Here is a 24,728-nt window from a genome sequence, read left to right on the forward strand (position 1 = left end):
ATCAAAAGCCATAAACACCACCCACCAGACGAAGAAACCTCAGGCTGGGATGTTGGCCCACCACCAGACTGGGCAGTAGACGATGCTGCCTAACCCCAACCTGCCCACCCTCCACCACCCAGGACCCCATCAGTGGGACCCCGTGGTGGAGGAAAGGCAGGCAGGGCAGGTGCGCCACAGCCCAGAGAGAAGGGTCCAGAACCCCCGCTCAACTCAGGAGGATCCCAGCCCCCTTCAAAGGTCACTGACAACCTTTCAGGATAGGGAACGTGCCCCCGCCTTCAAAGCTAAAGAACTCAAGACCTGGCCCCGGAAACGGACTGGCCGCTGTTGTTTGAAAACCAAATAGTGACCCCGGTAGGACGAGCGTTTCAGGCGCGGCTGATCTGCACCATGTCTTCGCGGGGGACGACCTTGACGCGTTCGCGCTCCACAGAGCCAGATGCAGTGGCCTTCTGACCCAGCTGGAGCTCGTGCTCATCGAGCTTCAGCCACCCCTCCCAGGTGGTGTATTCGACACCACGAGACTCCAGGAGGTCCACAATGGCCTGCTCATCCGGGGACTCAGCCTCGGGGAGATTCTCGATATCGCTGATGAGGCAGTCGATGGTCTCCATGGCATCACCCTTAGTGTGGCCAATGAGCCCCACAGGACCGCGCTTGATCCAACCCGTGGCATAGGTGCCCGGGATGTGACGGCCCTCTTCGTCCAAGACACGGCCAGCCTCGTTGAGGATCACACCGCGCTTATCATCGAAGGGAATACCGCTGACCTCGGAGCCGAAGTAGCCGATGGCTCGGTAAACAGCCTGGACCTCGTAGTCCAAGTACTCCCCGGTGCCCTTCACATTCCCGGTGCCGTCCAGTTCCATCCGCTCGAAACGGATACCGGCAACCTTGCCGGTCCCGGAGCCGTCCTCGTTCTTACCCTCGAGGATCTCAACCGGCTGGTGGAGGAAATGCAGGTGTAGGCGGCGCGATGCCTCCTCAGTGCGCTCCTCCTGCTCAATCAGCCAGTTAGTCAAGGTATTGACCATGGTCTTGATCTGGTTATTGGACTTGATGGCCTCATCAGAGGCTTCATCGAAGTCGAAGTCCTCTTCATCCAGAACAATGTCCACATCCCGGCTGTGGCTGAGTTCGCGCAACTCCAAGGGCGTGAACTTCACCTGGGCCGGCCCGCGGCGGCCAAAGACATGAACATCACTGACCGGAGACTTCTCCAACTCGCGGTAGACATTGTCAGGGATCTCAGTGGTCAGCAGATCCTCGGCATGCTTGGACAGCACTCGGGCAACGTCCAAGGCCACATTGCCATTGCCGATTACCGCGATCTGCTCAGCTTCCAAGGGCCAATCGCGGGGATAATCAGGATGACCGTCGTACCAAGAGACAAAGTCAGCGGCACCGTAGGAACCCTCGAGCTCCACACCCGGAATGTTGAGGTCAGCATCCTTGATGGCACCGGTGGCAAAGATCACTGCGTCATAGTGACTCCGAAGATCCTCAATGCTCAGATCGGTTCCGATATCCACGTTGCCCAGCAGGCGGATATCGCCACGATCCATGACCTTATGCAAGGCCTTGATGATGCCCTTGATACGCGGGTGGTCGGGGGCCACGCCATAACGAATCAGGCCGAAGGGCGCGGGGTACCGGTCGAAGAGGTCAATGCTGAAGCGCAGGTCATGCTTCTTCTGTGCCTTGGCCAGGATGTCCGAGGCGTAGACCCCGGCGGGGCCAGCACCAACTACGGCGACGCGGACAGGCCGGGAGGAGAACGTTTCAGACACGGAGCGGGGATTCCTTTCCACCAGTACACCACCCGGGACCTTCCCCGGGGGCGAAAATTGCCACAGATCAGTATGCCTTATTAACCGACGCTTTAAGTCAACGCTGTAGCAGCCGCCCATTCTTCCCGGGGCCGGGAGCTCTCCCAAGGTGAGGTCGAAAGACCATCCCCGGAAGGCCCACTGTACGGGATAGAGTGAGAGAAGATCAGCCGAAAACGGGAAGCGAGCGAACGTGGCGGAGATGTTCCTGGAGAAGTTCAAGGCGCTGGTTCCGGCGTATCTCGATGACGAGTGGACTCCCCGTGAGGGATACACATCCGAGGAGCTGGCAGAACTCCTGGCCGACTCCGAACTGCCGGATCAGACCAAAATCCCCCTCGTGCTCTGGGAGCTCTACCGAGCCCTGGGCCGGTGTGAGGAAATTCTGGAGGCCTACCACTTCATCTTCGACCCCGACGAGCTGGTCACCGAAGAGGGTTACCTCCTCTTCCTGGAGGACGAGGAAGAACGCTGGGTCTGGGGTGTGGGCACCTCGGACCTGCGGGTTCCCGACCCACTGATCCACAGGCGGAACAACGACAAACACGAGTGGACATCGGAAGGGGCCACAGTCAGCGAGTTCCTCTTCGATCTGCTCGAGTTCTCCTTCGGGGAGGACTAGAGCAGATGGAGTTGACGAACCTCTGGCAATCTCATGCCCCCGAGGAATACTCCTGCCCCTTCTGCGCGCTGGCAGCCGGGGACGTCAGCGACCCCGGGAACCGTTGCGAACTCTCAGATCTGGTCTACGAGGATGATGATGTCCTGGTATTCATCGCCTGCGATGGATTCGGCCCCCATGCCGGCCACGCAATGATCACCCCAGCATCGCACCGTGAGGCTCTCTACGACCTAGAGGACGAACTGCTGGCAAAAATTAGCATCTTCTCCCGGCATGTGGCCCTGGCGATCAAACTCGCTTGGGACCCCGAGGGCACCTCAGTGCGGCAGCACAACGAGCCTGCCGGCAATCAGCATGTCTGGCACTACCACCTGCATGTCTTCCCCCGATACAGCGATGACCTGCTCTACCGGCAGATCCGTCACCCACTGGATGTGGACTACCGGGCGAAACTGGCCCAGGAACTCAAGACAGCGCTGAACGAGGTCCTGGAAGAAGCAGGCGCTTAGCCCTCCCGGTCGACCACAGCCTCGGCAAAACTCAGCAGCGCCTGTTTCACCGTGGACTCCGGCAGCGGGGCAATAGCCTCCTGCGCCTTAACAGCCCAAGAGCGGGCAACGCTCCAAGACTCCTCGGTGACCGGATGAGCCACGACGGCAGAAACTGCCCGGTCCAGTGCCTCATCAGTGCTGAGATCAGCTTCCACGAGGTCCAGTGCGGCACGGGCGGCCGCGTCGTCGTTCTCTGCGGCACGGCGAAGCAGCAGCACCGGCAGGGTCGGGACCCCTTCGCGGAGGTCTGTTCCGGGGGTCTTGCCTGAGGAATCCTTAGTGGCGGTGAGGTCGATGACATCATCAGCCAGCTGGAAGGCGATTCCGACGGCTTCGCCATATTCGCGCAGGAGTTCGGCGACTTCACCTGCAGAACCGCTGAATGTGGCGCCCAGCCAGGCCGCAGCGGCCACCAGTGAGCCGGTCTTATCGGCGATGGCCTGCAGATAATGCTGGTAGGGGTCCTGATCCTCGCGGGGGCCAACAGTCTCCTGCAGCTGACCCATGACCAGACGCTCAAAAGTCTCGGCCTGGATGCGGGAGCCCTCGGGACCGAGATCGGTCATCAGGGCTGATGCCCGGGCCAGAATGAGGTCACCGATAAGGATGGCCACCGAATTGCCCCAGACCTCGTGGGCGCTGGGGGCACCGCGGCGCAGCGGGGCGGAATCCATGACGTCATCGTGGTACAGCGTGGCCAGATGGGTCATCTCCATCACGGCAGCGGCTTTGCGCACCTTCTGATTAGTGCCCTCGCCTAGCAGGGAGGCCAGGATAGTCAGCAGGGGCCGGACCCGTTTGCCGCCGGCCTCTGCGAGATAACGAGCAGCTGTATTGGCCAGCTCATCAGTGCTGGAGAGCGCGGCGAGCAGCTGGTTCTCGACATCGTCGAGCGCCTCGGCAATCTCACCGGCCAGCTGCGCGTCCCCGGCGAGGATGTCGAAGCCCGCCGGCAGCTTAACGTCGAGTGATTCTGGGGAGTCGGTCATCAGGATCAAGCCTAGCCGCTTTGGCCAGCCTTCCAGGCGTGGTGGATGGCCACAATTCCTCCGGTGAGGTTGCGGTACTTCACATCCTGCCAGCCGACCTCACCGATCATGGCGGCCAGCCCGTCCTGGTTGGGCCAGGCGCGGATGGACTCGGCGAGGTAGACATAAGCATCCGGATTGGAGGAGACCGCCCGGGCCACCGGTGGCAGAGCACGCATGAGGTACTCGTTGTAGATGACGTTGAAGGGCTTGAACGTGGGGTCGGAGAACTCCATGACCGCCAGACGTCCACCAGGTTTCGTGACCCGCAGCATTTCAGCCAGCCCAGTCTCGGGTTCGACGATATTACGCAGGCCAAAGCTGATGGTGACCGCGTCGAAGCTGTTGTCCGCAAAGGGCAGGTTCATCCCGTCACCGGCCACAAAGCTCAGTTCAGGGTTTCGGCGTTTGCCGACCTGCAGCATGCCGAGGCTGAAATCACAGGCAACAGCTGTCGCCCCGGCCCGGTGGAAGGGCACGGTGGAGACCCCTGTGCCGGCGGCAAGGTCCAGAACGTATTCACCAGGTTTGACCGCCAGGGCTTCAACGAGCTTCTTCCGCCACCGGCGGTCCTGACCCATGGAGAGGATGTCATTGGTGATGTCGTAGCGTTCGGCGACCTCGTCGAACATGCCGGCGACATCGGCGGGCTTCTTATCGAGGTCAGCCCGGGGGCCGCTCTTCTTCCCGGGGTTTTGCTCAGCGCGAGGAGTCACCCCAGCATTCTCGCATGAAGCGTAAGATGGGTGAGCCATGAATTCAGCCTCCTCCGCTCTGCGTATCTCCGTAGTGGAGGTCGATCTTCCCGAGGGGCTCGAAGGCCTACTGCCGGCGCTGAACCCCAGTACCGCTTGGATCCGCGAAGGAACCGGGCTGATCGGACTGGGCACCGCCGCCTCCGCCATTGCCGGGGGAAACGACCGGTTCACCCAGTTGGCCCGGTTCTGGGACTCCCTGCTGGCGAACTCCGCTGAAGAAGCGCACACTGGCCCGCTGGCCGCGTTTGTGTCAGCCACCTTCTCCGCCGATTCCCGCTACGCCTCACATCTGGTGGTTCCCGAGGTCCTGATCCGACAGGAGCAGAATTCCTCAGACACTGCCACCGTGCTGATTGCCGCAGGCTCCGAGGGCACCGACACCCAGGAAGTCCTGGGCAGGCATGGACTTCGACTCCGGGGGTCCGGAAATGACGAGAATGAGGGTGGCTGCGCCCAGCTGGTCGCCATAGGTGATGGGCGGGAGCTTCCCGTTACCCGGGTTGAGCCCGGTGCGCAGTCCAAGCGTCAGCATCTCAGTGCAGTAGCTGCCGGGCTGTCAGCCATCGAGGACCGGACCGTGGAGAAGCTAGTGCTGGCCCGCGACGTCGTCGTCGCCTCTGATGGCCCTCTGCCGGTGGGCACAGTCCTGCAGCGGCTGGCCCAGGCCTACCCGCAGACCTGGACCTATTTGGTCGGTGAAGTACTCGGTGCCACCCCGGAGATGCTGGTGCGAGTCCGGGGGGCGGAAGTCTCCTCCCGGGTGCTGGCCGGAACTATCAGCCGCAGTGATGATGCTTCCGGGTTGGTCCGCGATGACAAACAGCACCGCGAACATGAGCTGGCCGTCCGTTCGCTGCTGGACGGGATTGCCCCATTGACGGAGTCCCTGCAGTCACCTGCTGAACCGGGGGTACTGGAACTGCCGAATGTGTATCACCTGGTCAGCGATGTCACCGGGACGCTGGCCGCCGATGAATCGGGGAAGCTGCCCGGGGCCCTGGCGGTCGCCGAAGCGGCTCATCCCACCGCTGCGGTCTGCGGAACCCCGACGACGCCGGCCGCTCAGCTGATTGCCCAGTTGGAGGCTGCCGACCGGGGCCCCTATGCGGGACCGGTGGGGTGGTTGGATGCTGCTGGCAATGCCGATTTCGGCATCGCCCTGCGTGGGGGCGTGCTGGAGGACCAGCACCGGCTGAGGCTTTTTGCCGGTGGTGGGGTTGTGGCCGGCTCAGAGCCCGAGGTTGAGCTGGCCGAGACTGAGATCAAACTGGCCCCGATGCTCACCGCCCTCGGCCTCAACGACTGACCGAATCCCCGCTTATCCGGTGATCAGAACCGCCCCGTAGACGCCCAAAGAGACCAACAGGGCGATCCCAGCAGCTCTTCTGGTGAAGCTGCGGTGCGGTTCCGCGAAAGCCAGCGGCAGGATGACCGTGGCCAGGGCCCCGGCGAAGAGTCCGAAGATGATCGCTGCGATGCGACCGTAGCCGTGCAGATCCGCCGCGGGATCAACCATTCCGCGGATGGCCTGGATGGTGCAGAGAACCCAGATCACTCCCGCCGCAGCTCCCAGCACTCCGGCGGCAATCCGCCCGGCAGGCTGTGACCGGTGCCGGGGCTGACCGTCACCGGTTGGGGAATCATCACTAAGCGGGGGTGGGTTCACTGTCTTCTCACATATGCGCCAAGGCCTGGGTGATTTTGGCGTGCAGGTCGCGCAGTCGACTGCGGTCGGTGCGCAGTTCGATGATCCGCAGTCCGAGCCGGTCATCGGGATGGGCCAGACCTCGGCTGAGATCCTCGAGGGTTTCAGCGTAGAGGTACTCGTGCTGGTAAGCATCGGCGAGCGCCTCAAGATCCACGGTCTGGGGTGTGCCGAAGAGCCGCTCGACCCGTTCGGCCAGGCCCGGGCGGCGGCCCACCTCCCCGTGTTCGAGCTGATCGAAGATCGCACCCCCGGCGTCGTTGATCACCACGATGTCGAGATTGGGGGTGTCCTCTGTGGAGGGGATCAGCAGGGCGTTGGTGTCATGCAGGAAAGTGAGATCACCGACCAGGGCCGTTGCGCGGCTGCCGGTGGCCAGGGCGATGCCTGCCGCAGCGGAGAGGTTGCCATCGATTCCCGCGATCCCGCGCATGGCGTAGATCCCCGGGGTGGGGCGGTTGCGGTCCCTGGTGATGACCGCGGCGAGATCCACATCCCGGATCACCGAGGATGAGCCCAGCAGCAGGGGGGTGCGCACTGTTTCAGCGACGAACTGCGCGGCACGCACGGAGCTGAGACTGCCGGCCTCATCGTCCTCCTCTTTGAGCACCGCGTCGATCGCACCCTGGGCCTGGAGCCCGGCCTCCTCCCAGTGGCGGGCCCATGGCCGGTCGGCGAGGCCGGCGAAGGTGGCCAGCTCTGCGGGGTCAGTGATGATTCTGCGGGTGAAGCGTTCGTCATGCCAGGGTTCCGCCCGGGGCTGGAACTGGACCACCTCGAGGTCGGGGCGGTTGATCAGGCGCTGCACCGGCCGGGTGAGGGTTGGACGGCCGGCGACGACGACGCGCTCAGTTGCTGCCACAGTTTCTGCTGTGGGGCTGGAGGCTGGTGCCTGCAGCAGCAGGCGGTAGCCCTGAACCGGGGCGAGGTCGCTCCAGCGGGCCCCGGATGTGGGTTCGGCCAGGATGGGGTGCCCCAGGCGGCGGGCCAATTCGATGGCCTCTGCCGGGGCACGGTGTCCCATGACGAACAGTGTTCGGCTGGTGGCTGGTGCCGAGGTCTCGGGGCTGGGGCCGCGGCTTTCCACCGGGAGATTTCTGGCCGGGGTTGTGCTGGTGGCACCGGCATCTTCGGGGGTGAAGGCGTTGGGTTCGAGTTGGCCGATGAGTTTCTCGGCAGCGAGGTGGTCGGCGGGACCCGGCTGTGAGCGGGCGACACTGCGCCTGGCCCAGCGGCCGTAGTTGGCCTCGGCCGCCGAGGTGAATGCCTGGGCGGGCACCAGGGGGTCGGAGAACCCGATGTTGAGGTGGACTGGGCCGGGTGCCGAGCGCGGGCTGGAGGTGGTGGCTGCTCTCAGCAGCAGGGCGGCCTGAGTTTCGGCGGCGAGCATATCGTCGCGGGATTCCGGTTCCAGCCGTACCTGGCCTTCAGCGATATGGGCCTGGTCGATATGCAGTTCGTCCCGGACGCGGCCGGCGAACATGCCCTGCTGCCAGACGGTCTGGTTGGCCCCTGTGCCGTGCAGGGATTCGGGTCGGTCTGCGGTGATGGCCACCAGGGGTACCGCTGACATATCGGCTTCCATCACCGCTGGCAGGAGGTTCCCGGCTGCGGTTCCGGAGGTGGTGACCACGGCTGCCGGATCCCCGGTCTGCAGGGCCAGACCCAGGGCGGTGAAGGCCGCAGAGCGTTCATCGGTGCGGGTATAGAGGGTCACTGCCCCCATCTGTTCGGCCTCGGCCAAGGCATAGGCCAGGGGCGCGGAGCGTGACCCCGGGCAGACGATGATATGTCTCATCTGCAGGGTCAGCCCACGGATCACCCGGCGGGCCAGTCGGAGGGATTCGGCGTCCTGTGAGTCGTCAAACTCCCGGAAGGGGCGCCTCTGCGATGCCATAGACCCAGCTTATTGCACAGAAACCGAGGCAGCCGTACCGCTGAGGTGCTGGTAGGCGGCTTCTACCCGTTGGTGCCACCACTGCTCCCGGTCACCGGTGACCCGGTGTGCGGCAAGTAGCTCGGGGTCGGGTGCCGGCGCCTGTGGCAGGGCCGGGAGTTTTCCGGCCTGCGGCACCAGTGGTGTGGTCACCACATCCGAGCTGAACATGGTGACCGTACCCAGTCCGCAGGCATAGGGCAGTCTTGGCAGGCGGGAAGCCAAAGCTATCCCCGCGCTATGTCCTACGGAGGTATCCAGCGCAGAGGAGACTACTGCATCCAGTCCGGACTCCTGGACCACGGCCAGGGCCCGTGCGATCCCACCCAGAGGTGGTGCTTTGACCACAATCAGCTCAGCGGCCCCCAGCTGCGCCACTCGCAGGGGGTCAGCACTTTTGCGCACCGCCTCATCGGCGGCAATCTTCACAGGAATCCCGAGGGCGTCCAGAGCCTCACGGAGCTCGGCCAGGGGTTCGATTCCGGCCACCGGCTGTTCTGCGTATTCGAACCGCTCACCGGCGATCTCTGCGATCTGCCCCAGTGCGGTGACTGCCTCTTGATGGTTCCAGGCACCATTGGCGTCCACCCGAAGTCCGGCATTGGGGAGTATGCGGTGTACCTCGGCCACCCGTGCGAGGTCATCGGCCAGGTCTTGGCCGGGTTCTGCGACTTTGATCTTCACCGCCGGAACTGCCTGAGGATCCCGGTACCGGCTCACTACGCCCTCGACCTCGTCGGCGGCCACTGCGGGGATGGTGGCGTTGACGGGTATTTCGGTGCGCAGAGCCTCCCCCAGTCCCTGCCAGGCGGCTTCGACTCCCGAGCGTAGCCAGTTCGCAGATTCCTCAGGGCCGTATTCGGGGAAAGGTCCGAACTCGGCCCAGCCTTGGGGTCCACGGAAGAGCAGCACTTCCCGGGCGGTCTGCCCGCGGAACCGCGTGTTCATGGGCAGGGAGACCACGACGGCGTCGTCGAGGATTTCTTCCACAGCCGGTACGGGGATCTCAGCGCTGATATTCATCAGGCTCAGTCTAAGTCTGCGAGAATACTTGCTATGTCTGCCCCTGCTAGTGCGCTGCGTGCCCCCGCCCGCCGGACCGGTCTGTGGATCGCGGGGATTCTGCTGTGCTCAGTGCTGTTCATCGTTGTCTACGAGTACTTTGTGCGCACCGAATCGGGGCAGTTCTTGGACAATGTGATGCGGTTGACCGCGGATCACTTTGAGCATCCGCTGCCGCCGCTGAACCCGGAGAACCGCTGGATCGCGGCGATCATCATTCTGCCGCCGGCAGCTATATTCACTGCGATTGTGCTGGCCGGGCAGAAGTTCCTGGCCGGGCTGATCGCCATCGGAACCGTGCTGGCCTCCAATATCTCCACCCAGGTGTTGAAGTACGGGATGTTGGACCGGCCCGATCTGGTCGGCAATCCCACCTATTGGACCAATAACTCGCTGCCCAGTGGCCACACCACGATTGCGGCCTCAGTGGTGGTGGCGCTGTTCCTGGTGGCCAGCCCGCGGGCGAAGCCTGTATTGGGTTTCCTCGGCGCTGTCTGGGGCGGCGGTTGGGGTGCTTACCTCTTCATCGAGGCCTGGCACCGGCCCAGCGATATGATCTCCGCCTATCTGGTGGTGGCAATCTGGGGGTTGATCGGCGGCTGGCTGATCTACCGGGCTGTGCCGCGGGAGAATTCGGTGGCTCCTAATCGGGAGCCTGATGTTGCCCCGGCTGCCGGGCTCTGCTGGTTCCTCGGGATCGTGCTGACCATCGGCGGCTTCGTCTGCCTGCTGCTGGCCGGTGGCTGGACCGGACTGGCTGATTCCTTGGAGAACCCGACTCTGTGGCCCTGGATTGCCGGTGCCCTGCTGTCCTTCGGTCCGGCGTTTCTGGTGGCTGCCGCCGGGATCAATTTCTTCGGCTCAGAGACCGGGCGGATGTATCGGGATGGGGAGTTGCCCACGGCACGCAGCGAGCGGGTGAAGTACCCCGTGCCCCCGGAGTTCCAGCCGCTGTTCGAGCGGGTCTGAGCACCTAACCCGTCTAAGACCTACCGGGGTCAGTACTGGTCTGGGTGGTGGCCGTAGCGCTTGGCGTAGTGCTCATCGAGAATGCGCTGATAGGCCCCACGGCGGTTGTGGATGCGTAGGATCCAGCCGATCAGGGCGAGGACAATGATCACGCTGCCAGCAACCATGAACATGGAGACCACCACGCCGGAGCCGTCCCGGACATTGATCTCATCGATCATGACGGAGACACCGGCACCGGTCCACAGCATCATGATGCCCAGGACTGCATAGACCCCGATCAGGAACAGCTTGTTCTTGAAACCGGCGGGCGGGGGTGGTATCTCCTCGAACCCGGGGTGGTAGAAGTCCTGAGTCATGGTCCATAGTTTAGGCCCCACAGCTTGGACCGGATGCACGGCGGATGCGGTGAACTTTTTGAGAGACTGGTACCGCCATGCAGCCAGAACCCGTCCATCACCGCGTGATCAGTTGGTATCAGGATCATGCCCGGGATCTCCCCTGGCGCTCCGAGGACTGCACACCCTGGGGTGTTCTGGTCTCAGAGGTGATGCTGCAGCAGACCCCGGTTGCCCGTGTACTGCCCCGATGGGAGGAGTGGCTGCGCCGGTGGCCGGATCCCCAATCGACAGCGGAAGCCCCATCGGCGGAGATTCTGACAGTCTGGGATCGGCTGGGTTACCCCCGCAGGGCACTGCGTCTTCAGCAAGCTGCGGCCGCGATTGTCGAGCGGCACAACGGGGAAGTCCCATCTACCCGGGAGGAACTGCGTGCCCTGCCTGGAATCGGTGAGTACACCGCTGCGGCGGTTGCCTGTTTCGCCTTTGGCGCCCCGGAGGTTGTGGTCGATACCAATATCCGCCGGGTGCATGCCCGGGTTTTCGCCGGTGATGCACTTCCGGGTAAGACCTATACCGCCGCACAGCGACGCTTGGCCCACCGGGTGTTCCCGGATCCAGAGCTCGACGACGGCCAGTTCGCCTCGGCGTGGAATATTGCAGTCATGGAGTTGGGCGCCTTGGTCTGCACGGCCCGGCCCCCGAAATGTGAGCAGTGCCCCTTGGCGGAGTTGTGTGCGTGGCGGCTGGCTGGTTCGCCCCCTCCGTCCGAGCAGCAGCGGGGCCAGGCCCAGGCCTGGGCCGGAACTGACCGTCAGGTTCGGGGTGCTTTGATGGCGGCCCTGCGACAGGAGGGACCTACTGAGCGGGAGGATCTGCTGGCAGGATTGGCACTTCCCAGCGCCGACCTCGATCAGCGCGTCCGCTGCCTGGAGTCGCTGCTCAGCGATGGTTTGGCTGAACAGCGCGGGGTCCAGGTAGCCCTGCCGGGCGTTCTCTAGACTTATTCCTGTGAGTAGTGTGGGCAGGTATTTCAGGCATCTGTTCACTTCAGCGCGCCGGCTAGGTGCCACCCGGGTACGCACCGGTGCGGTACGTGCCCGGAGGTCGATTCTTCCGGCCCTGCAGATGACCGCTGCCGGGATTTTGGCCTACATCACCTCGGAGCGTCTGTTGGGTCATGAGACTCCGCTCTTCGCTGCGGTGGCGGCTCTGATCGCCATGGGTTTCACCAAGGAGCCGCAGCTGCGCAAAGTGGTGGAGGTCGCCGTCGGCTGTACTCTCGGTGTGCTGCTGGCCGATATGCTCATCCACGGTCTGGGCCAGGGGGTTCATACTGCGGTGATCGCAGTGTTCCTGGCGGTGATGTTGGCGAGGTTCTTGGATCCGGGTCCACTCCTTGCCATGCAGATGGGCTTACAGGCTCTGCTTGTGGTGATGGTGCCTGTTCCCACGGAGGCGGCCTTGGGCCCGTTCACCCGGTCCTTGGATGCTGTGGTCGGTGGTGGCGTGGCCCTGTTGATCACCTTGATCACTCCGAAGGATCCCCGTGGGGAGCCACTGCGTGAACTGCGAACGGTCACCGAGGCGATAACCTCCTCACTGCGGGATATTGCCTCGGCCCTGCGCAGTTCGGATTCTCGGCAGGCCTGGCATGCCCTGATTCGGGCCCGGGGCCTGCAGACGCAGATCGATGAGTCCACTAAGGCACTGACCTCGGCGAAGGAGTTGACCTTCTTCTCCCCTGCTCACCGCCGGCACCGGCATTATGTGCGGCGTCTGGACCGGGTGGCGGATAAATTGGATCTGGCGGTGCGCAGTCTGCGTGTGACTGCACGCCGGACGGTCAGCGCCATTGATCATGCCTCACTGTCTGACTCCGGCACACAGAGTCTGGCTGGGTTGATGCAGGATCTCGCTGATGCCTCAGTGCAGTTGTCGCGGGCCGTTGCGGAGTCCGGGCCGGGGTTCAACCGGGCGATGAATGCCGGGCGGGAGGCTCTGGGTTCGGTTGCCACTGAGCTGCATCCGGATCGGCTGGGGATCGATGATCTCGAGGGGGAGGCCCTGGTGCTGCTGATCCGCACGATGGTGGTGGATCTCCTCGAGGCCACCGGGGCGGATCATGATGAGGCCGAGACCTATCTCCCTGAACTCTGACTGGCTTGGCCCCTGGAGTCACTTCATCAGCTGAGGATCACTTCATCAGCAGATCCAGTGCTTCGGGCAGGGATCCGACTTCTCGGGTTTTGAGCCCTTCGGGGGCCTCCTCGGCAGCACCCCGGGGGACGATGGCGTGAGTGAAGCCCAGTCGTGAGGCTTCTTGGAGCCTGCGTCGGATTCCGGAGACGGGTCGGACTTCTCCGGCGAGGCCGACTTCGCCAAAGGCCAGGAACCGGTTGGGCAGGGGTTTCTCCAGGGCTGCCGATGCCACGGCGAGGGCGATGGCGAGGTCGGCTGCTGGTTCGGTGATCTTGGCGCCGCCCACTGTTGCCACATAGGACTCAGATTTCATGAGCGTTGCCAGTTTGGCCCGTCGCTGCAGGACTGCAAGCAGCATGGACACTCGTGGTGAGTCCAGGCCGGAGACGGCTCGGCGGGGTTGGGAGGCCTGGGATTCGGCCACCAGGGCTTGGACTTCTGCGGTCAGTGGGCGCCGGCCTTCTAGGGTGATGGTGATGCAGGTGCCCGAGACTCGGTCTGTCATGGCGGAGACGAACAGTCCGGAGGGATCAGCCAGGGAGGTCAGTCCGTCCTCGGTGAGGTCGAAGCAGCCGACGTCATCGGTGGGCCCATAGCGGTTTTTGACCGCTCGCAGCAGCCGCAGCCGGGAGTGACGGTCTCCTTCGAATTGGCAGACGACGTCGACGAGATGCTCCAGCATCCGTGGGCCGGCGATATTGCCGTCTTTGGTGACGTGGCCGACCAGGATGGTGGTCATGTTTTTCCGTTTGGCAGCCTCGATCATGGAGGCAGTGACTTCCCGGATCTGGGTCACTCCCCCGGCGGATCCTTCGACCTCGGCTGAGGAGAGGGTTTGGACGGAGTCCATAATGGTCAGCTGGGGGTTGAGCTGTTCGATCTGCCCCAAGGCTTGGCCAAGGTCGGATTCGGCTGCGAGGTAAAGGTCATCTGCCAGGGCGTCGATACGTTCGGCGCGTTTCTTCACCTGAGCGGAGGATTCCTCCCCGGTGAGGTAGAGAACCGGTGCGTCCTTATGGGAACGGGCGACTGCGGAGGCGACCTGCAGCAGCAGGGTGGATTTGCCGACCCCAGGTTCGCCGGCCATGAGGATGACTGCTCCGGGGACGAGTCCGCCGCCGAGGACCCGGTCGAGTTCACCGATGCTGGTGGCCCGGAATTCAGCCTGGGAGGAGTCGACTTCGCTGATGGTCTTCGCAGCGGAGGTGAGATTCTTCGCGGCGGTGGTTCTGGCCGTGGTCTGGCCTTTCTCCTCCACTGTTCCCCAGGATTGGCATTCGGGGCAGCGGCCGACCCATTTCACGGTCTGCCAACCGCATTCTCCACATTCGAAGGTGGGGGTGGTCTTCGACGACTTGGTCTTTGCCACGGCTTCTCTGTTTCCTCCAGGTTTGGGCATGATCGGCTGCTGGGGCAGCTGTATGTGACCACATTACTGCCGGGGTAGGACATGGGGAGCTTTCTTCAGAATCGAGTAGGCGGGCCGGTTGCCCGGCCCGCCTCTCACACCACCGTACGTGCGGAGCTTCGCATACGGCGGTTCGCTGAAGCGTTGAAACGGTGCCAAGCATCAGTGAAGAACCACAACCCAAGCTCGGACCAGTACTCATTAGGCAGGGCCCGGGCAAGGATAGGAGAACCAGCCACACGCCAATAGCCCCGACTGGAATGACTCCATTCGTAGGCCTTGGCACCAGCGATCCCTAAGCGGCGTAGGTTACGCCACCGGGTCCGTGGCAGTTTCCATTCCTTCCACCGGATCTGACGCATCCGCCGACGGAACCAAGAATCGAAGTCCCGGAAGGCACCAGGCCGGGAGATGAGCCCGAAATAGCCCATCCAGCCCCGGATGAACCGGTTCAGCCTGGTGATGTGCTCACCCATTGAAATACTCCACCGACGCGAAGTCAGCTCCCGAATGCGCTGCTTCAGCCTCTTGAAGGCCTTCGGCGCGATCCGGATGCCAACCTGCCTACCGGCAGTGAAGAAGAACCCGAAACCCAGCAACGTAGCTACAGTCGCCGGGGCAATCGTGGACTTCTGCTGGTTCACCCGCAGCTTCAGCTGTCCCTCCAAGACCTTAATGGCCTGGGAAAGGACACGTTCTGCGGCTCGCTTCGATCCCACAAAGATACGAACATCATCGGCATACCGGACAAAACGGTGTCCCCGAGCCTGCATCTGGGAATCGAAATCATCGAGCATGATGTTGCTCAACAGCGGTGAAAGGGGACTTCCCTGCGGGGTCCCCTCCCGCACCGACTGCCGGATACCATCAGCCATGATCCCCGCCTGCAAATAGCGGTGGACCAGTCTCAGTACCCGCTTATCCTTCACTTTCCTGCCCACCCGATGCATGAGTTTGTCGTGATGGACCCGGTCGAAGAACGAATCCAGATCCACCTCCACCACCCACTGGCGGCCATCCTCCACGAACCTGCGCGCAGCACGCACAGCATCATGAGCAGAACGGCCCGGCCGGAACCCGAAAGAGAACTCCGAAAAGCCCTCCTCGAAGATCGGGCCCAGCACCTGGGCAATAGCCTGCTGGACCAACCGATCCAACACGGTCGGGACCCCTAGAACCCGCACCCCTCCGTCAGGTTTGGGAACCGAAACCTGACGAACAGGCGCAGGCCTATACGCCCCAGAATCAAGAAGAGCCTTCGTTTCAGGCCAGCGCTGAAGAGCCCACTGGCGAAGCTCACCAGTGCTCATCCCATCAACACCAGCCGCCCCGGCATTCTTCTCGACCCGCTTCAACGCAGCCAACAGATTCTCCCGGGAGAAAATCTCCTCCCAGAGCCCCTGCCGGCCCCCGACTGCCTCCACTACCGACTCCGGATCATCACTACGCTCAGACAGAGGCCCTCCAAGATGCACCCGTACTACCCTTCCTGCTCTGACCCCACACACCGGTGGGGATGGCTGCGATCAACATGATGACCAACCAGACCCATAGCCTCATCAGTCAGAACTTCAACGTTCAGCCCTTCCCTGCACTTTGAAATGACGAGGAGATGTTTCCCCGGAAAACCCGTACAGGTACTACGACCTCTGCTGACTCCTACCCCACTTCACCATGCCCACTCACGCAGTCCGGCACCCACAATAGGGAACGAGGTAGGCCTCCCCGGATAAGAACATTGACTTTCACCTGGCCCCGCCGCATTTACACCCCAGCCGTTCCTGGTGGAACGGGCCTCACCATCTCTAGCTGGCTTACCCCAACCGGAATGCCTCATATGCGATTCGTCTCCCTCAGAACCAGGCTTTGCCACCAGCTTCCTTCCCACCCCACCTCACGATGAAGCAGTTGCCTTCGGCTAGGAGTTAAACCACCTTCTCCTCCAAGGGACTCACACCCTCAAGCCAATGCCCATGCCGGGCGTACCAGCAAAACGGGGGCCGGCCCGTGTGGGCCGACCCCCGTTTCTTTACGAAGATTTAACTCAACATGTCTCAGCTTTCGATCGCTGCAGGCTCATCGGAAGCCTCCAGCTCGTCGGCAGGAACCTTCCAATCGAAGGTCAGCTCGCGGTCTGCACCTTCGCCCTTCAGACCCACGCTGATCTCCGCTCCGTGGGGGATTTCTCCGTAGAGAATCCGCTCGGAGAGCTGGTCCTCGATGAGGGACTGGATGGTCCGGCGCAGCGGACGAGCACCCATGGAGGGGTCGTAACCCTGCTCTGCCAGGAATTCCTTGGCTTCGGTGGTGATCTCGATGGTCATCGACTGCTCTGCCAGTCGCTTGCGCAGTCGGTTGATGAAGAGGTCCACGATGCGCACGATCTCGTGCTGCTCCAGCTGCGGGAAGACAATAGTGTCATCCACACGGTTGAGGAACTCGGGCCGGAAGTGCTGGCGCAGCTCCTGGTTGACCTTGCCCTTCATCCGCTCGTAGTTGGTGGTGGTATCCGTGCTGGAGGTGAACCCGGTCATCACACCCTTGGAGATGTCCTTGGTTCCCAGGTTGGTGGTCATGATGATCACGGTGTTCTTGAAGTCCACAACCCGGCCCTGGGAGTCGGTCAGACGACCGTCCTCCAGGATCTGCAGCAGTGAGTTGAAGAGATCCGCATGGGCCTTCTCCACCTCGTCGAAGAGCACCACGGAGAAGGGCTTGCGGCGCACCTTCTCGGTCAGCTGACCGCCCTCTTCGTAGCCCACATAGCCTGGGGGCGCACCGAAGAGCCGCGAGACAGTGTGCTTCTCACTGAACTCGGACATATCCAGGGTGATCAGCGCGTCTTCATCGCCGAAGAGGAACTCGGCCAGTGCCTTCGCCAGCTCGGTCTTACCCACACCGGTGGGTCCGGCGAAGATGAAGGAGCCGGAGGGCCGGTTGGGGTCCTTCAGCCCGGCCCGGGTACGGCGGATTGCGCGGGAGAGCGAGCGCACGGCCTCGTCCTGGCCGATAACCCGCTTATGCAGCTCCTCCTCCATGCGCTTGAGCCGGTCGGACTCAGCCTCGGTGAGCTTGAAGACCGGAATACCGGTGGAGAAGGCCAGAACCTCGGCGATCAGTTCGCCGTCGACCTCTGCGATCTCGTCCATGGAGCCGGACTTCCAGGCTTCTTCCTTCTCGTTGCGCTCCTCGACGAGCTTCTGCTCCTTATCGCGCAGCGAGGCGGCACCTTCGAAGTCCTGAGCGTCAATGGCGGCTTCCTTCTCCCGCTTGACCTCTTCGATCTTGCCGTCGTATTCCTTCAGCTCCGGCGGTGCGGTCATCTTCTGGATCCGCAGCCGGGCGCCGGCCTCATCGATGAGGTCGATGGCCTTATCGGGCAGGAACCGGTCGTTGATGTAACGGTGGGCGAGGTTCGCAGCCTGCTCGAGAGCTTCCTCGGTGATGGAGACCTTGTGGTGTGCCTCGTAGCGGTCGCGCAGTCCGCGCAGGATCTGCACGGTGGTCTCCACGGAGGGCTCATCCACCTGGATGGGCTGGAAGCGGCGCTCGAGCGCGGCGTCCTTCTCAATGTGCTTGCGGTACTCGTCCAGGGTGGTGGCACCGATGGTCTGCAGTTCACCGCGGGCCAGCATCGGCTTCAGGATGTTGGCGGCGTCGATAGCACCCTCGGCAGCACCTGCGCCGACCAGGGTGTGGATCTCGTCGATGAACAGGATGATGTCACCGCGGGTGCGGATCTCTTTGAGCACCTTCTTCAGGCGCTCCTCGAAGTCACCGCGGTAGCGGGAGCCTGCCACCAGGGAGCCGAGGTCGAGGGTGTAGAGCTGCTTATCCCGCAGGATCTCCGGGACGTCACCGTTGACGATGGCCTGTGCCAGACCCTCGACGACGGCGGTCTTACCCACACCGGGCTCACCGATGAGCACGGGGTTGTTCTTGGTACGGCGGGAGAGCACCTGCATGACACGCTCGCGCTCGTAGTCGCGCCCGACCACGGGGTCCAGCTGCGCCTCGCGTGCGGCGGCGGTGAGGTTGCGCCCGAACTGGTCGAGGACCACGGAGCCGGAGGGGGTGCCTCCGGAGCTGCCCTGTCCAACTCCGGCGCCGGCTTTCTCCTGCTGGTCGCCTCCGGAGTAGCCGGAGAGCAGCTGGATGACCTGCTGGCGCACCTTGTTGAGGTCGGCGTTCATCTCCACCAGCACCTGAGCTGCCACGCCTTCGCCCTCGCGGATGAGGCCGAGCAGGATGTGCTCAGTGCCGATGTAGTTGTGGCCCAGCTGCAGGGCTTCCCGCAGGGAGAGCTCCAGGACCTTTTTGGCACGCGGGGTGAAGGGGATGTGGCCGCTGGGCGCGTTCTGCCCGGGGCCGATCTTCTCCTGCACCTTTTCGCGCACACCCTGGAGGTTGATGTCCAGGGACTCCAGCGCCTTGGCTGCAACCCCCTCGCCCTCGTGGATCAGGCCGAGCAGGATGTGCTCAGTGCCGATGTAGTTGTGGTTGAGCATGCGTGCCTCTTCTTGGGCAAGCACAACGACGCGCCTAGCGCGGTCCGTAAATCTCTCGAACATAGCCAACTGACACTCCCTACAGCGTTGTCTTCCGAGATCTCAAGGCTACGGCCCCAAGGCCCGCATCCCTACACCTGTTCGCCACAGGGAAAAGAAACGGCAAAATAACGACGACGACGGCGTCATTGAACGCGATCGACGTGGTAGTAGACCTCACCCGTTCCGGGGATGTTCATGAAGCCTTCGTACTCCTCGCTGAGGGCCGCCAATGTGGCATAACTGCCGGTCTGCAGTACGGGGAGGTACTCGAAGTAGGCCATCTGGAGGTCCTCGGCGGCTTCGATGGCTTCCTCCTCGGTATCTGCGTAGCGGAAGTCATCGATGGCCGCAGCTATATCTTCATCGTCTGTCCAGCCGGCGAAGCTGGGTTGGAGGAAGGCGGTGGTCACAGGCAGCTCACGCCAAGAGAATCCGGTGATTGTCAGATCCCAGACATCGGGGTTGGACTGGTTGTCCAGCACGGTGGGCCAGTCCAGAACTTCGAGCTCAACGTCGATTCCTGCGTCACCAAGCTGTTGTTGAATGACCACAGCCTGGTTGTAATGCTCCTCGTTGTCACGGGTGGTCATGAACGTCAGGGTTTCTCCGTCATAGCCGGCCTCCTCCAGATATTCCTCGGCGGCATCGAGATCCTGGGTGAGGGCCAGATCAGCCATTTCGTGATCCACCTCGTGGTACCAGGGGGATACATCCGGGGAGAGCGAGGTGGCGGTGTCGTAGTAGTCCTCGTTGTTGAAGGCTGATTGCAGCACCGGTTCCGGTTCGAAGGCGGCGTATATTGCCCGCCGCATATTGATATCGGCCATGGGCCCCTGCTGTTTATTGAAGAGCACCGCACCGAAGGTGGTCTCCCCCGGTTCGATGTAGACGTCGCCGGCCTCTTCGATAATCTCGGCGTTGTCCCAGGGCAGTGGCATGGCCATGTCGTATTCGTGGGTCTGGATCCCGGCCAGGCGAGTGGAGGCGTCGCTGGCGAACTCGAAGGTTACGGTCTCAAAATTTGCCCCGCGCTCACCGGTGATCCCGTCAGTCTCGCCTTCTGGGGAAACGTAGTCCTCGAAGACCTCCAGCCGCACATGCTGATCAGTTGCCCATTCACCGTATTGATAGGGGCCGGTGCCGATGTTCTCGGTTGCCCCGTCGGGGTCTGCGCTTTCGGCGATTTCCGCGGGCATGATGTACGGGGATTGGGTGGGATCTGCCAGCAGCTCGGGCATCACGCCCATGCCCCCTGGCAGGCTCACAGTCACCACGCCTTCTTCTGGTGATTCGATCTGGGCCTCCGAGAAGTACTGTTGGCCCACATCTGAGAGTTCGACCCAGCGTTCCAGAGAGGCGACGACGTCGGCGGCGTCCATGGTCTCCCCGTTGTGGAAGGGCACGCCCTCACGGAGTTCGAAGCTGAGGCTTGTGGCGTCATCGGACAGTTCAAAAGTTTCTGCCAGGACCGGCTGCACCTCACCGTTGCTGTCGAAGGCGATGAGCTGTTCATACATCAGTCGTCCGATATGCCTGGTGACCGTTCCGGTGGTCGCGCTGGGGTCGAGGGTGGGCGGCTGGGAGCCATAGGCGATTGTGAACTCTCCCTGTGGGCCATCGCCTCCAGATCCATCGGCGGCCTCGGTCCCGCCACCGCAGGCGGTCAGGGCCAATATTCCAACCAGGGCAGTTCCGTACAGTGATCGCTTCATCATTCTCTTCTTCCCGTGGGTGAGTGAGTTGATCACCAGGCTAGCCAGGCCCCGATTACGCCGGAGTAAAAGATCTAGAGGATAACGACGACGACGCGAAACTCACTCCCCGGCTCTCACCGGTCAATGCCCACATAGGGTAAGAGAAGTTCGGGGGTCCCGATAGGCGGGGTGTTCTCCACCCGCTGTTCCGTTCCGTCCTGCTCCACACGGTAGAGCCGAACGTCCGTGTAACCACTTTCCTGGTCAGAGTCGACGTCGACCTCGTATTTCATGCCGTCGGTCAGACGCTGAAAGTCGCCATCGCTGAACTCCAGCCCATAGTCACTCAGGGAGACCTCTTCGACAGACTCTTCGCAGGGCACCAACCGGGCGCCGTCGTTTTCGAGAGTTAGCGAGTATGGGTGATCGCACCATACGTAATCTTCAGACACCTCACCCTCGATGGAGGTGGCGATGGTTTCGGGAACACGCGTTTCGGTCTCTAAGTAACCCTCCTCGCTTTCACCCAGGTAGACCGGCACTTCCGGGGGCTCGCCAATCTCCACCGGCCCTATGGGGCCGCCCTGCTCATCGATGACCTCCCCGTCGCCTGTACGCATATCAACACTGAGGAGGTAGTAGGTGCCGGTGGTTCCGGATTCGGAAAGCATAACCACATAGGCGATGCCCTGCTCTGTGGGGGAGGCGAGCACGGCGGGGCCCTCTGGGACTACGCGCATATCGCAGTCTGTGCACTGAGGAGGATGAGGGCTGCCTTCCCGGTACCCCTCCTCACTGGCTGCGTCATCTCCAGCGTCAATAGAGGATCCAGTAGAAAGACCCGAGGGCAGACTATATGTGAGGACTTCTGCATGACGGTCCCCCACAATGAGTTCTAGATCAATGCTTTCCGTGCCGGGCGCCCCGACTGAATCGTCGCTTGCTGCCGGGACTATCTGCGCTCCATCCTCATCTTCGGGTTCGATGATCTGGAATACGCTCAGCAGCCGCTCCCGGGAGCCATCTCGGTTGATGAACCACGTCCAGTCAGGTGAGATGTCCACGACCTGAGGCACTTCATACACACCGCGTGGACCGAACCGTTCGTATTCTTCTCCAGTTTCGGCATCGAAAATGTACAGGCCGACCGGGGCGACCTCGTCGGTCTCGTTGAAATGGAAATGCAGGATACTGTCTACGTCGAAGACCTCCGGCTCTGAGGGTTGCTCATCCTCGGGAGCCTGCCCCTCTGCTTCTGCCTGGTTCTCCTCTGATGCCTCCTCCCCACCGGAATTCTCATCCGGCGTTCCACAAGCGCTGAGCAGCAGAGCCAGCGTCAACGCGCTACTGAGTCCAGCGGTGCCGAAATTTCGACCGTTCCCTAATCCCACCCCGTGGTCCATCCTCACCTCTGATTGGTTCTGTGTTCGTGTTCCCTCCACATTCCAGATTAGAAATTCCATGAGTCGTCGTCAATGACTCAGAGATATGACATGGCAACCTAGGTGCAGGGGCAGTCCATCAGCTCAGAGGCGGATCACGGGATTGGTGCCGCGGGGCCCCAGTCTCAACAGCTGATCGGCCATAGCAGCAGCAACCTCAAGATCAGCAGGTTCGGCTGCCTCAGGATCCCCAAGGGCAGAGAGGTGGGTACCTTGCTGGGGCTCGAGCAGGCGGTGTCGTTGTCTGTTGTCCAGGTCAATGAGCCAGCCGGAGCCTGCATAGAACTTCGTGGAGCTGAAGGAAATCCACTCCCCCACCCTGAACACATACGGCGCATAGCCGAACCGGGAGGGCACCAGATAGTTGAGATTCGGCTTCAGCCGCCAATAACCGCGGGCTGCCTGCCAGACCTCTTCAGGAGAATCGCCTACCGCCATACCCATCCAGCGTCGGGAGTAGCCACCTCTGGGCTGGTCAAGCGGAAACTTGGTCCTGGGGAGCTCGGGGTCCTCCGCCTCCTCCCCATAGTGCACTGCTTCGGTGACCACCGGCCCCATCCGCAGGATGGCCACATCGTGATGGCCCACGTCTTTCTGCAGGTCAGAAAGTTCGACGCCGTCGCCTTCCCAGTACCGGGAAATCACCTCTGTGGCCTGGGCCAGTTCACGTTCTTCATCCTCGGTCTGGGGATCCAGAAGTGCCGTGGTGTGCAGTTCGAGGACATCAGCTGCATCAATACCCCACTGCCTGGCTGTCTGCTCCAGCCGGCCGTAGAGCCGGTGCGGCAGGGCCAGTCGGGGCAGTGAGGGCATACCGCCATTCTAGAGAAGAGGCACCGATGGTCATGCGCGCTGGCACCAGCCCCGGTCAGAACCGGCGGCTGACGGGGTTGGTGTAGCGGCGGGTCCTGCGGTGGGACCATTCCCGGAAGTTCGCCGGGACACGTGCTCCGTTGAGTCCTGGTAGGGACATCACAGCCTCGACATCGGCGGCGAGGTCACGCTGCTGGGCCATGAGTCCCTTCTTCTCCCAGTTGGTCAGGGAGTAGTCCAGCCCGGGCGGCTCCCGGTAGACCTCATCCTGATTGGCCGCGCGCATAAACAGCGCATCCCGCAGGAAGCCGTAGTAGGCTTCCAGGTTCTTCAGCAGCATTCCCCGGGGTGACTTCCCTGCGATCCGCAGGGTCACCCGCTTGCCATCGCCGAGAACCAGCCGGTGGGAGGTTGATGCTGGTGCGTTTGGGCAGAATGTCCCAGATCTTGGTGACCACCGTATAGAGGTCCCAGCTGAGCTCGATCCGGCGCCCATAGACCACCTCAGAAAACGGCACCTCCCGGCCCCTGACCACCAGCACCTGTTTCTGGAAGTCCACCGCAACCTGTGGAAACCGCAGCCGCCCCTGCAGCAGGTGGAGACTGAGATAGGTCAGTGCGGCCAGTGGGGTGATGATCTCGTATTCGAATTCTCCGGCACAGAGGGCGAAGACCACCAGCGCCCAACCGATGGGCAGCCCGGGCCAGCGCAGAATATTCGGCTGGATGGGGTGCCGGCCCGCTGGGGGCTCATGGGCGGCTTCGAGGTCCTGACCCCTTTCGGCATGCCGGGCGGATTCCTCACTGGTCTGTTCGAATTTCCGGATGGCCGCATTTTTCCGGCGCAGCTTCGGCGAGGTGGGCAGGGGAATCTCACGCCGGTTCTGTAACAGTTCCGCCAGCTGCTCATTATCGCGGTGGTTGGCGTAGCTGACCCAGGACAGCAGCAGTCCACCGATCAGAATCGGAAACAGCAGTACTGCTGAGATCGCGCAGTCATCACTGAGCAGCCGGAAAAAGAAGAAGATCGAGCCCAGAACCAGGATCAGCCCCATATAGCGCGGCAGCCGGCGCGGATGCAAACCCCAGGCCTGGCTCAGCGTCGGCGGGATGCTGGGGCCGATCCAGGTGCCCAGTCCGGTATCGGTCTCCCGCCCCCACTGTCTGCTGTAACTGCTGGGCATCCGGGCCTCGCGGGCATACATAGTGTCCAGGGATTCCTGGGTCAGCACGGTCACCGCGTCCTAACCGGGACTGCCGGGGATCAACCAGGAGTCGCCGGGCCTGCGCACCCAGCGGATATAGCTGTCGGTGGCCGCACCATAGGCCAGCCGGATGAGCCCACCCAGCACCAGAGCGCCGACGGCGATCTCACCCATGGGGCTGGGGCCGAAGGGCGTTGGATCGAGGTCTGCGGCCATGACATAGAGCATGACCAGCAGAGGCACCGGCAGCAGGATGAGACTCGCGGTGAACAGCACTGAGCGGAGGATACGACGACCCCGCGAGGCTGCTGCGATATCGATCTCGGCATTGTCGACGACCTGCTGGTAGTAGCGCAGGCGTTCGCGGGTCAGGCCCCGGCTGAGCGGATCGGCACCGGAGTTACCGGAGATTGAACTCACGGAGATAAGTGGCTCATCGCAGATGAGGGTGTAGTAGGGGTCTGAATCCTCCGGTGTCCAGTAGGGCTCGGGTGATGTAGTTGGTCAGGTTCCGGAATCCCAGGGCGGTGCCGCGTAGGTGCTCAAGGCGCCCGTTGAATCTCCTATGTTTGTCAAGCCGTCGCAAGTTGGGCTCGTGCTTCGGTGTTGAGGT

At 62.6% G+C, this 24,728-nt stretch carries 23 protein-coding genes; 6 read left to right on the forward strand and 17 right to left on the reverse strand.

Annotated elements, in window-relative coordinates; all coding sequences use genetic code 11:
• Positions 1-371: 371 nt before the first annotated feature.
• Positions 372-1,793 (reverse strand): FAD-dependent oxidoreductase, encoded by a 1,422-nt coding sequence (locus HGQ17_RS14080; RefSeq protein WP_324615306.1) that lies wholly within the window; start codon positions 1,791-1,793, stop codon positions 372-374.
• 232 nt (positions 1,794-2,025) lie between these two features.
• Here HGQ17_RS14080 and HGQ17_RS14085 point away from each other — a divergent pair, with 232 nt between their 5' ends.
• Positions 2,026-2,454, forward strand: coding sequence for a hypothetical protein (locus tag HGQ17_RS14085; protein WP_168888590.1), 429 nt, complete (start codon positions 2,026-2,028; stop codon positions 2,452-2,454).
• Between the two features lie 5 nt (positions 2,455-2,459).
• Complete coding sequence (locus HGQ17_RS14090) at positions 2,460-2,963, forward strand: HIT family protein (protein ID WP_168888591.1); 504 nt, start codon at positions 2,460-2,462, stop codon at positions 2,961-2,963.
• Here HGQ17_RS14090 and HGQ17_RS14095 read toward each other — a convergent pair.
• Positions 2,960-3,994 carry a polyprenyl synthetase family protein gene (locus HGQ17_RS14095; protein WP_168888592.1) on the reverse strand — a complete coding sequence of 345 codons (1,035 nt, stop codon included), beginning with the start codon at positions 3,992-3,994 and terminating at the stop codon, positions 2,960-2,962. The genes HGQ17_RS14090 and HGQ17_RS14095 overlap by 4 nt on opposite strands.
• Positions 3,995-4,005: 11 nt before the next feature.
• Complete coding sequence (locus HGQ17_RS14100; RefSeq protein WP_229503599.1) at positions 4,006-4,665, reverse strand: demethylmenaquinone methyltransferase; 660 nt, start codon at positions 4,663-4,665, stop codon at positions 4,006-4,008.
• 121 nt (positions 4,666-4,786) lie between these two features.
• Between HGQ17_RS14100 and HGQ17_RS14105 the strand changes: the two genes are divergently transcribed.
• Positions 4,787-6,097 carry an isochorismate synthase gene (locus HGQ17_RS14105; RefSeq protein WP_168888594.1) on the forward strand — a complete coding sequence of 437 codons (1,311 nt, stop codon included), beginning with the start codon at positions 4,787-4,789 and terminating at the stop codon, positions 6,095-6,097.
• 12 nt (positions 6,098-6,109) lie between these two features.
• Here the strand turns inward: HGQ17_RS14105 and HGQ17_RS14110 are convergent, their stop codons facing one another.
• The 3 genes from HGQ17_RS14110 to HGQ17_RS14120 form a co-directional block, all read right to left on the reverse strand.
• Positions 6,110-6,346, reverse strand: a complete 237-nt coding sequence (locus HGQ17_RS14110; protein WP_168888595.1) for a hypothetical protein — start codon at positions 6,344-6,346, stop codon at positions 6,110-6,112.
• A gap of 118 nt (positions 6,347-6,464) precedes the next feature.
• On the reverse strand, positions 6,465-8,393 hold the full coding sequence (gene menD, locus HGQ17_RS14115) for a 2-succinyl-5-enolpyruvyl-6-hydroxy-3-cyclohexene-1-carboxylic-acid synthase (RefSeq protein ID WP_168888596.1): 1,929 nt from the start codon (positions 8,391-8,393) through the stop codon (positions 6,465-6,467).
• Between the two features lie 9 nt (positions 8,394-8,402).
• A complete protein-coding gene (locus HGQ17_RS14120; protein WP_211090697.1) occupies positions 8,403-9,455 on the reverse strand; it encodes an o-succinylbenzoate synthase in 1,053 nt (350 codons plus the stop codon).
• 33 nt (positions 9,456-9,488) lie between these two features.
• On the opposite strand from HGQ17_RS14120, the gene HGQ17_RS14125 reads away from it, so the two are divergent.
• Positions 9,489-10,463, forward strand: coding sequence for a phosphatase PAP2 family protein (locus HGQ17_RS14125; RefSeq protein WP_168888597.1), 975 nt, complete (start codon positions 9,489-9,491; stop codon positions 10,461-10,463).
• Positions 10,464-10,492: 29 nt separating this feature from the next.
• Here HGQ17_RS14125 and HGQ17_RS14130 read toward each other — a convergent pair whose 3' ends face one another.
• The gene (locus tag HGQ17_RS14130; RefSeq protein WP_168888598.1) at positions 10,493-10,822 is read right to left on the reverse strand and encodes a hypothetical protein; all 330 of its coding nucleotides are present in this window, start codon (positions 10,820-10,822) and stop codon (positions 10,493-10,495) included.
• A gap of 77 nt (positions 10,823-10,899) precedes the next feature.
• Between HGQ17_RS14130 and HGQ17_RS14135 the strand changes: the two genes are divergently transcribed.
• Positions 10,900-11,802, forward strand: a complete 903-nt coding sequence (locus HGQ17_RS14135) for an A/G-specific adenine glycosylase (RefSeq protein ID WP_168888599.1) — start codon at positions 10,900-10,902, stop codon at positions 11,800-11,802.
• Between the two features lie 10 nt (positions 11,803-11,812).
• Positions 11,813-12,961, forward strand: coding sequence for an FUSC family protein (locus HGQ17_RS14140; RefSeq protein WP_168888600.1), 1,149 nt, complete (start codon positions 11,813-11,815; stop codon positions 12,959-12,961).
• A gap of 37 nt (positions 12,962-12,998) precedes the next feature.
• Here the strand turns inward: HGQ17_RS14140 and radA are convergent, their stop codons facing one another.
• From radA to HGQ17_RS14190, 10 genes are all read right to left on the reverse strand, one after another.
• The gene (gene radA, locus HGQ17_RS14145) at positions 12,999-14,402 is read right to left on the reverse strand and encodes a DNA repair protein RadA (protein ID WP_168888601.1); all 1,404 of its coding nucleotides are present in this window, start codon (positions 14,400-14,402) and stop codon (positions 12,999-13,001) included.
• Positions 14,403-14,506: 104 nt separating this feature from the next.
• Complete coding sequence (gene ltrA / locus HGQ17_RS14150; RefSeq protein WP_324615308.1) at positions 14,507-15,919, reverse strand: group II intron reverse transcriptase/maturase; 1,413 nt, start codon at positions 15,917-15,919, stop codon at positions 14,507-14,509.
• A 546-nt stretch (positions 15,920-16,465) separates the two neighbouring features.
• Entirely contained in the window at positions 16,466-18,982 is a 2,517-nt protein-coding gene (locus HGQ17_RS14155) for an ATP-dependent Clp protease ATP-binding subunit (RefSeq protein ID WP_168888603.1), read from the reverse strand.
• Positions 18,983-19,104: 122 nt separating this feature from the next.
• Positions 19,105-20,673: an ABC transporter substrate-binding protein gene (locus HGQ17_RS14160; protein WP_168888604.1), complete on the reverse strand. Its 1,569-nt coding sequence runs from the start codon at positions 20,671-20,673 to the stop codon at positions 19,105-19,107.
• Positions 20,674-20,789: 116 nt separating this feature from the next.
• Positions 20,790-22,118: a hypothetical protein gene (locus HGQ17_RS14165; protein ID WP_168888605.1), complete on the reverse strand. Its 1,329-nt coding sequence runs from the start codon at positions 22,116-22,118 to the stop codon at positions 20,790-20,792.
• Positions 22,119-22,181: 63 nt separating this feature from the next.
• On the reverse strand, positions 22,182-22,910 hold the full coding sequence (locus HGQ17_RS14170; RefSeq protein WP_168888606.1) for a hypothetical protein: 729 nt from the start codon (positions 22,908-22,910) through the stop codon (positions 22,182-22,184).
• Between the two features lie 55 nt (positions 22,911-22,965).
• On the reverse strand, positions 22,966-23,250 hold the full coding sequence (locus HGQ17_RS14175) for a hypothetical protein (protein ID WP_168888607.1): 285 nt from the start codon (positions 23,248-23,250) through the stop codon (positions 22,966-22,968).
• On the reverse strand, positions 23,174-24,148 hold the full coding sequence (locus tag HGQ17_RS14180; RefSeq protein WP_168888608.1) for a hypothetical protein: 975 nt from the start codon (positions 24,146-24,148) through the stop codon (positions 23,174-23,176). Before HGQ17_RS14180 ends, HGQ17_RS14175 begins: the two co-directional genes overlap by 77 nt.
• Positions 24,149-24,154: 6 nt before the next feature.
• On the reverse strand, positions 24,155-24,535 hold the full coding sequence (locus tag HGQ17_RS14185; protein WP_168888609.1) for a hypothetical protein: 381 nt from the start codon (positions 24,533-24,535) through the stop codon (positions 24,155-24,157).
• Positions 24,536-24,548: 13 nt separating this feature from the next.
• The coding region (locus HGQ17_RS14190) for a transposase (protein ID WP_168888610.1) at positions 24,549-24,728 on the reverse strand (180 nt) is incomplete at its 5' end.

The sequence above is a fragment of the Nesterenkonia sedimenti genome (assembly GCF_012641515.1).
Lineage (GTDB): Bacteria > Actinomycetota > Actinomycetes > Actinomycetales > Micrococcaceae > Nesterenkonia > Nesterenkonia sedimenti.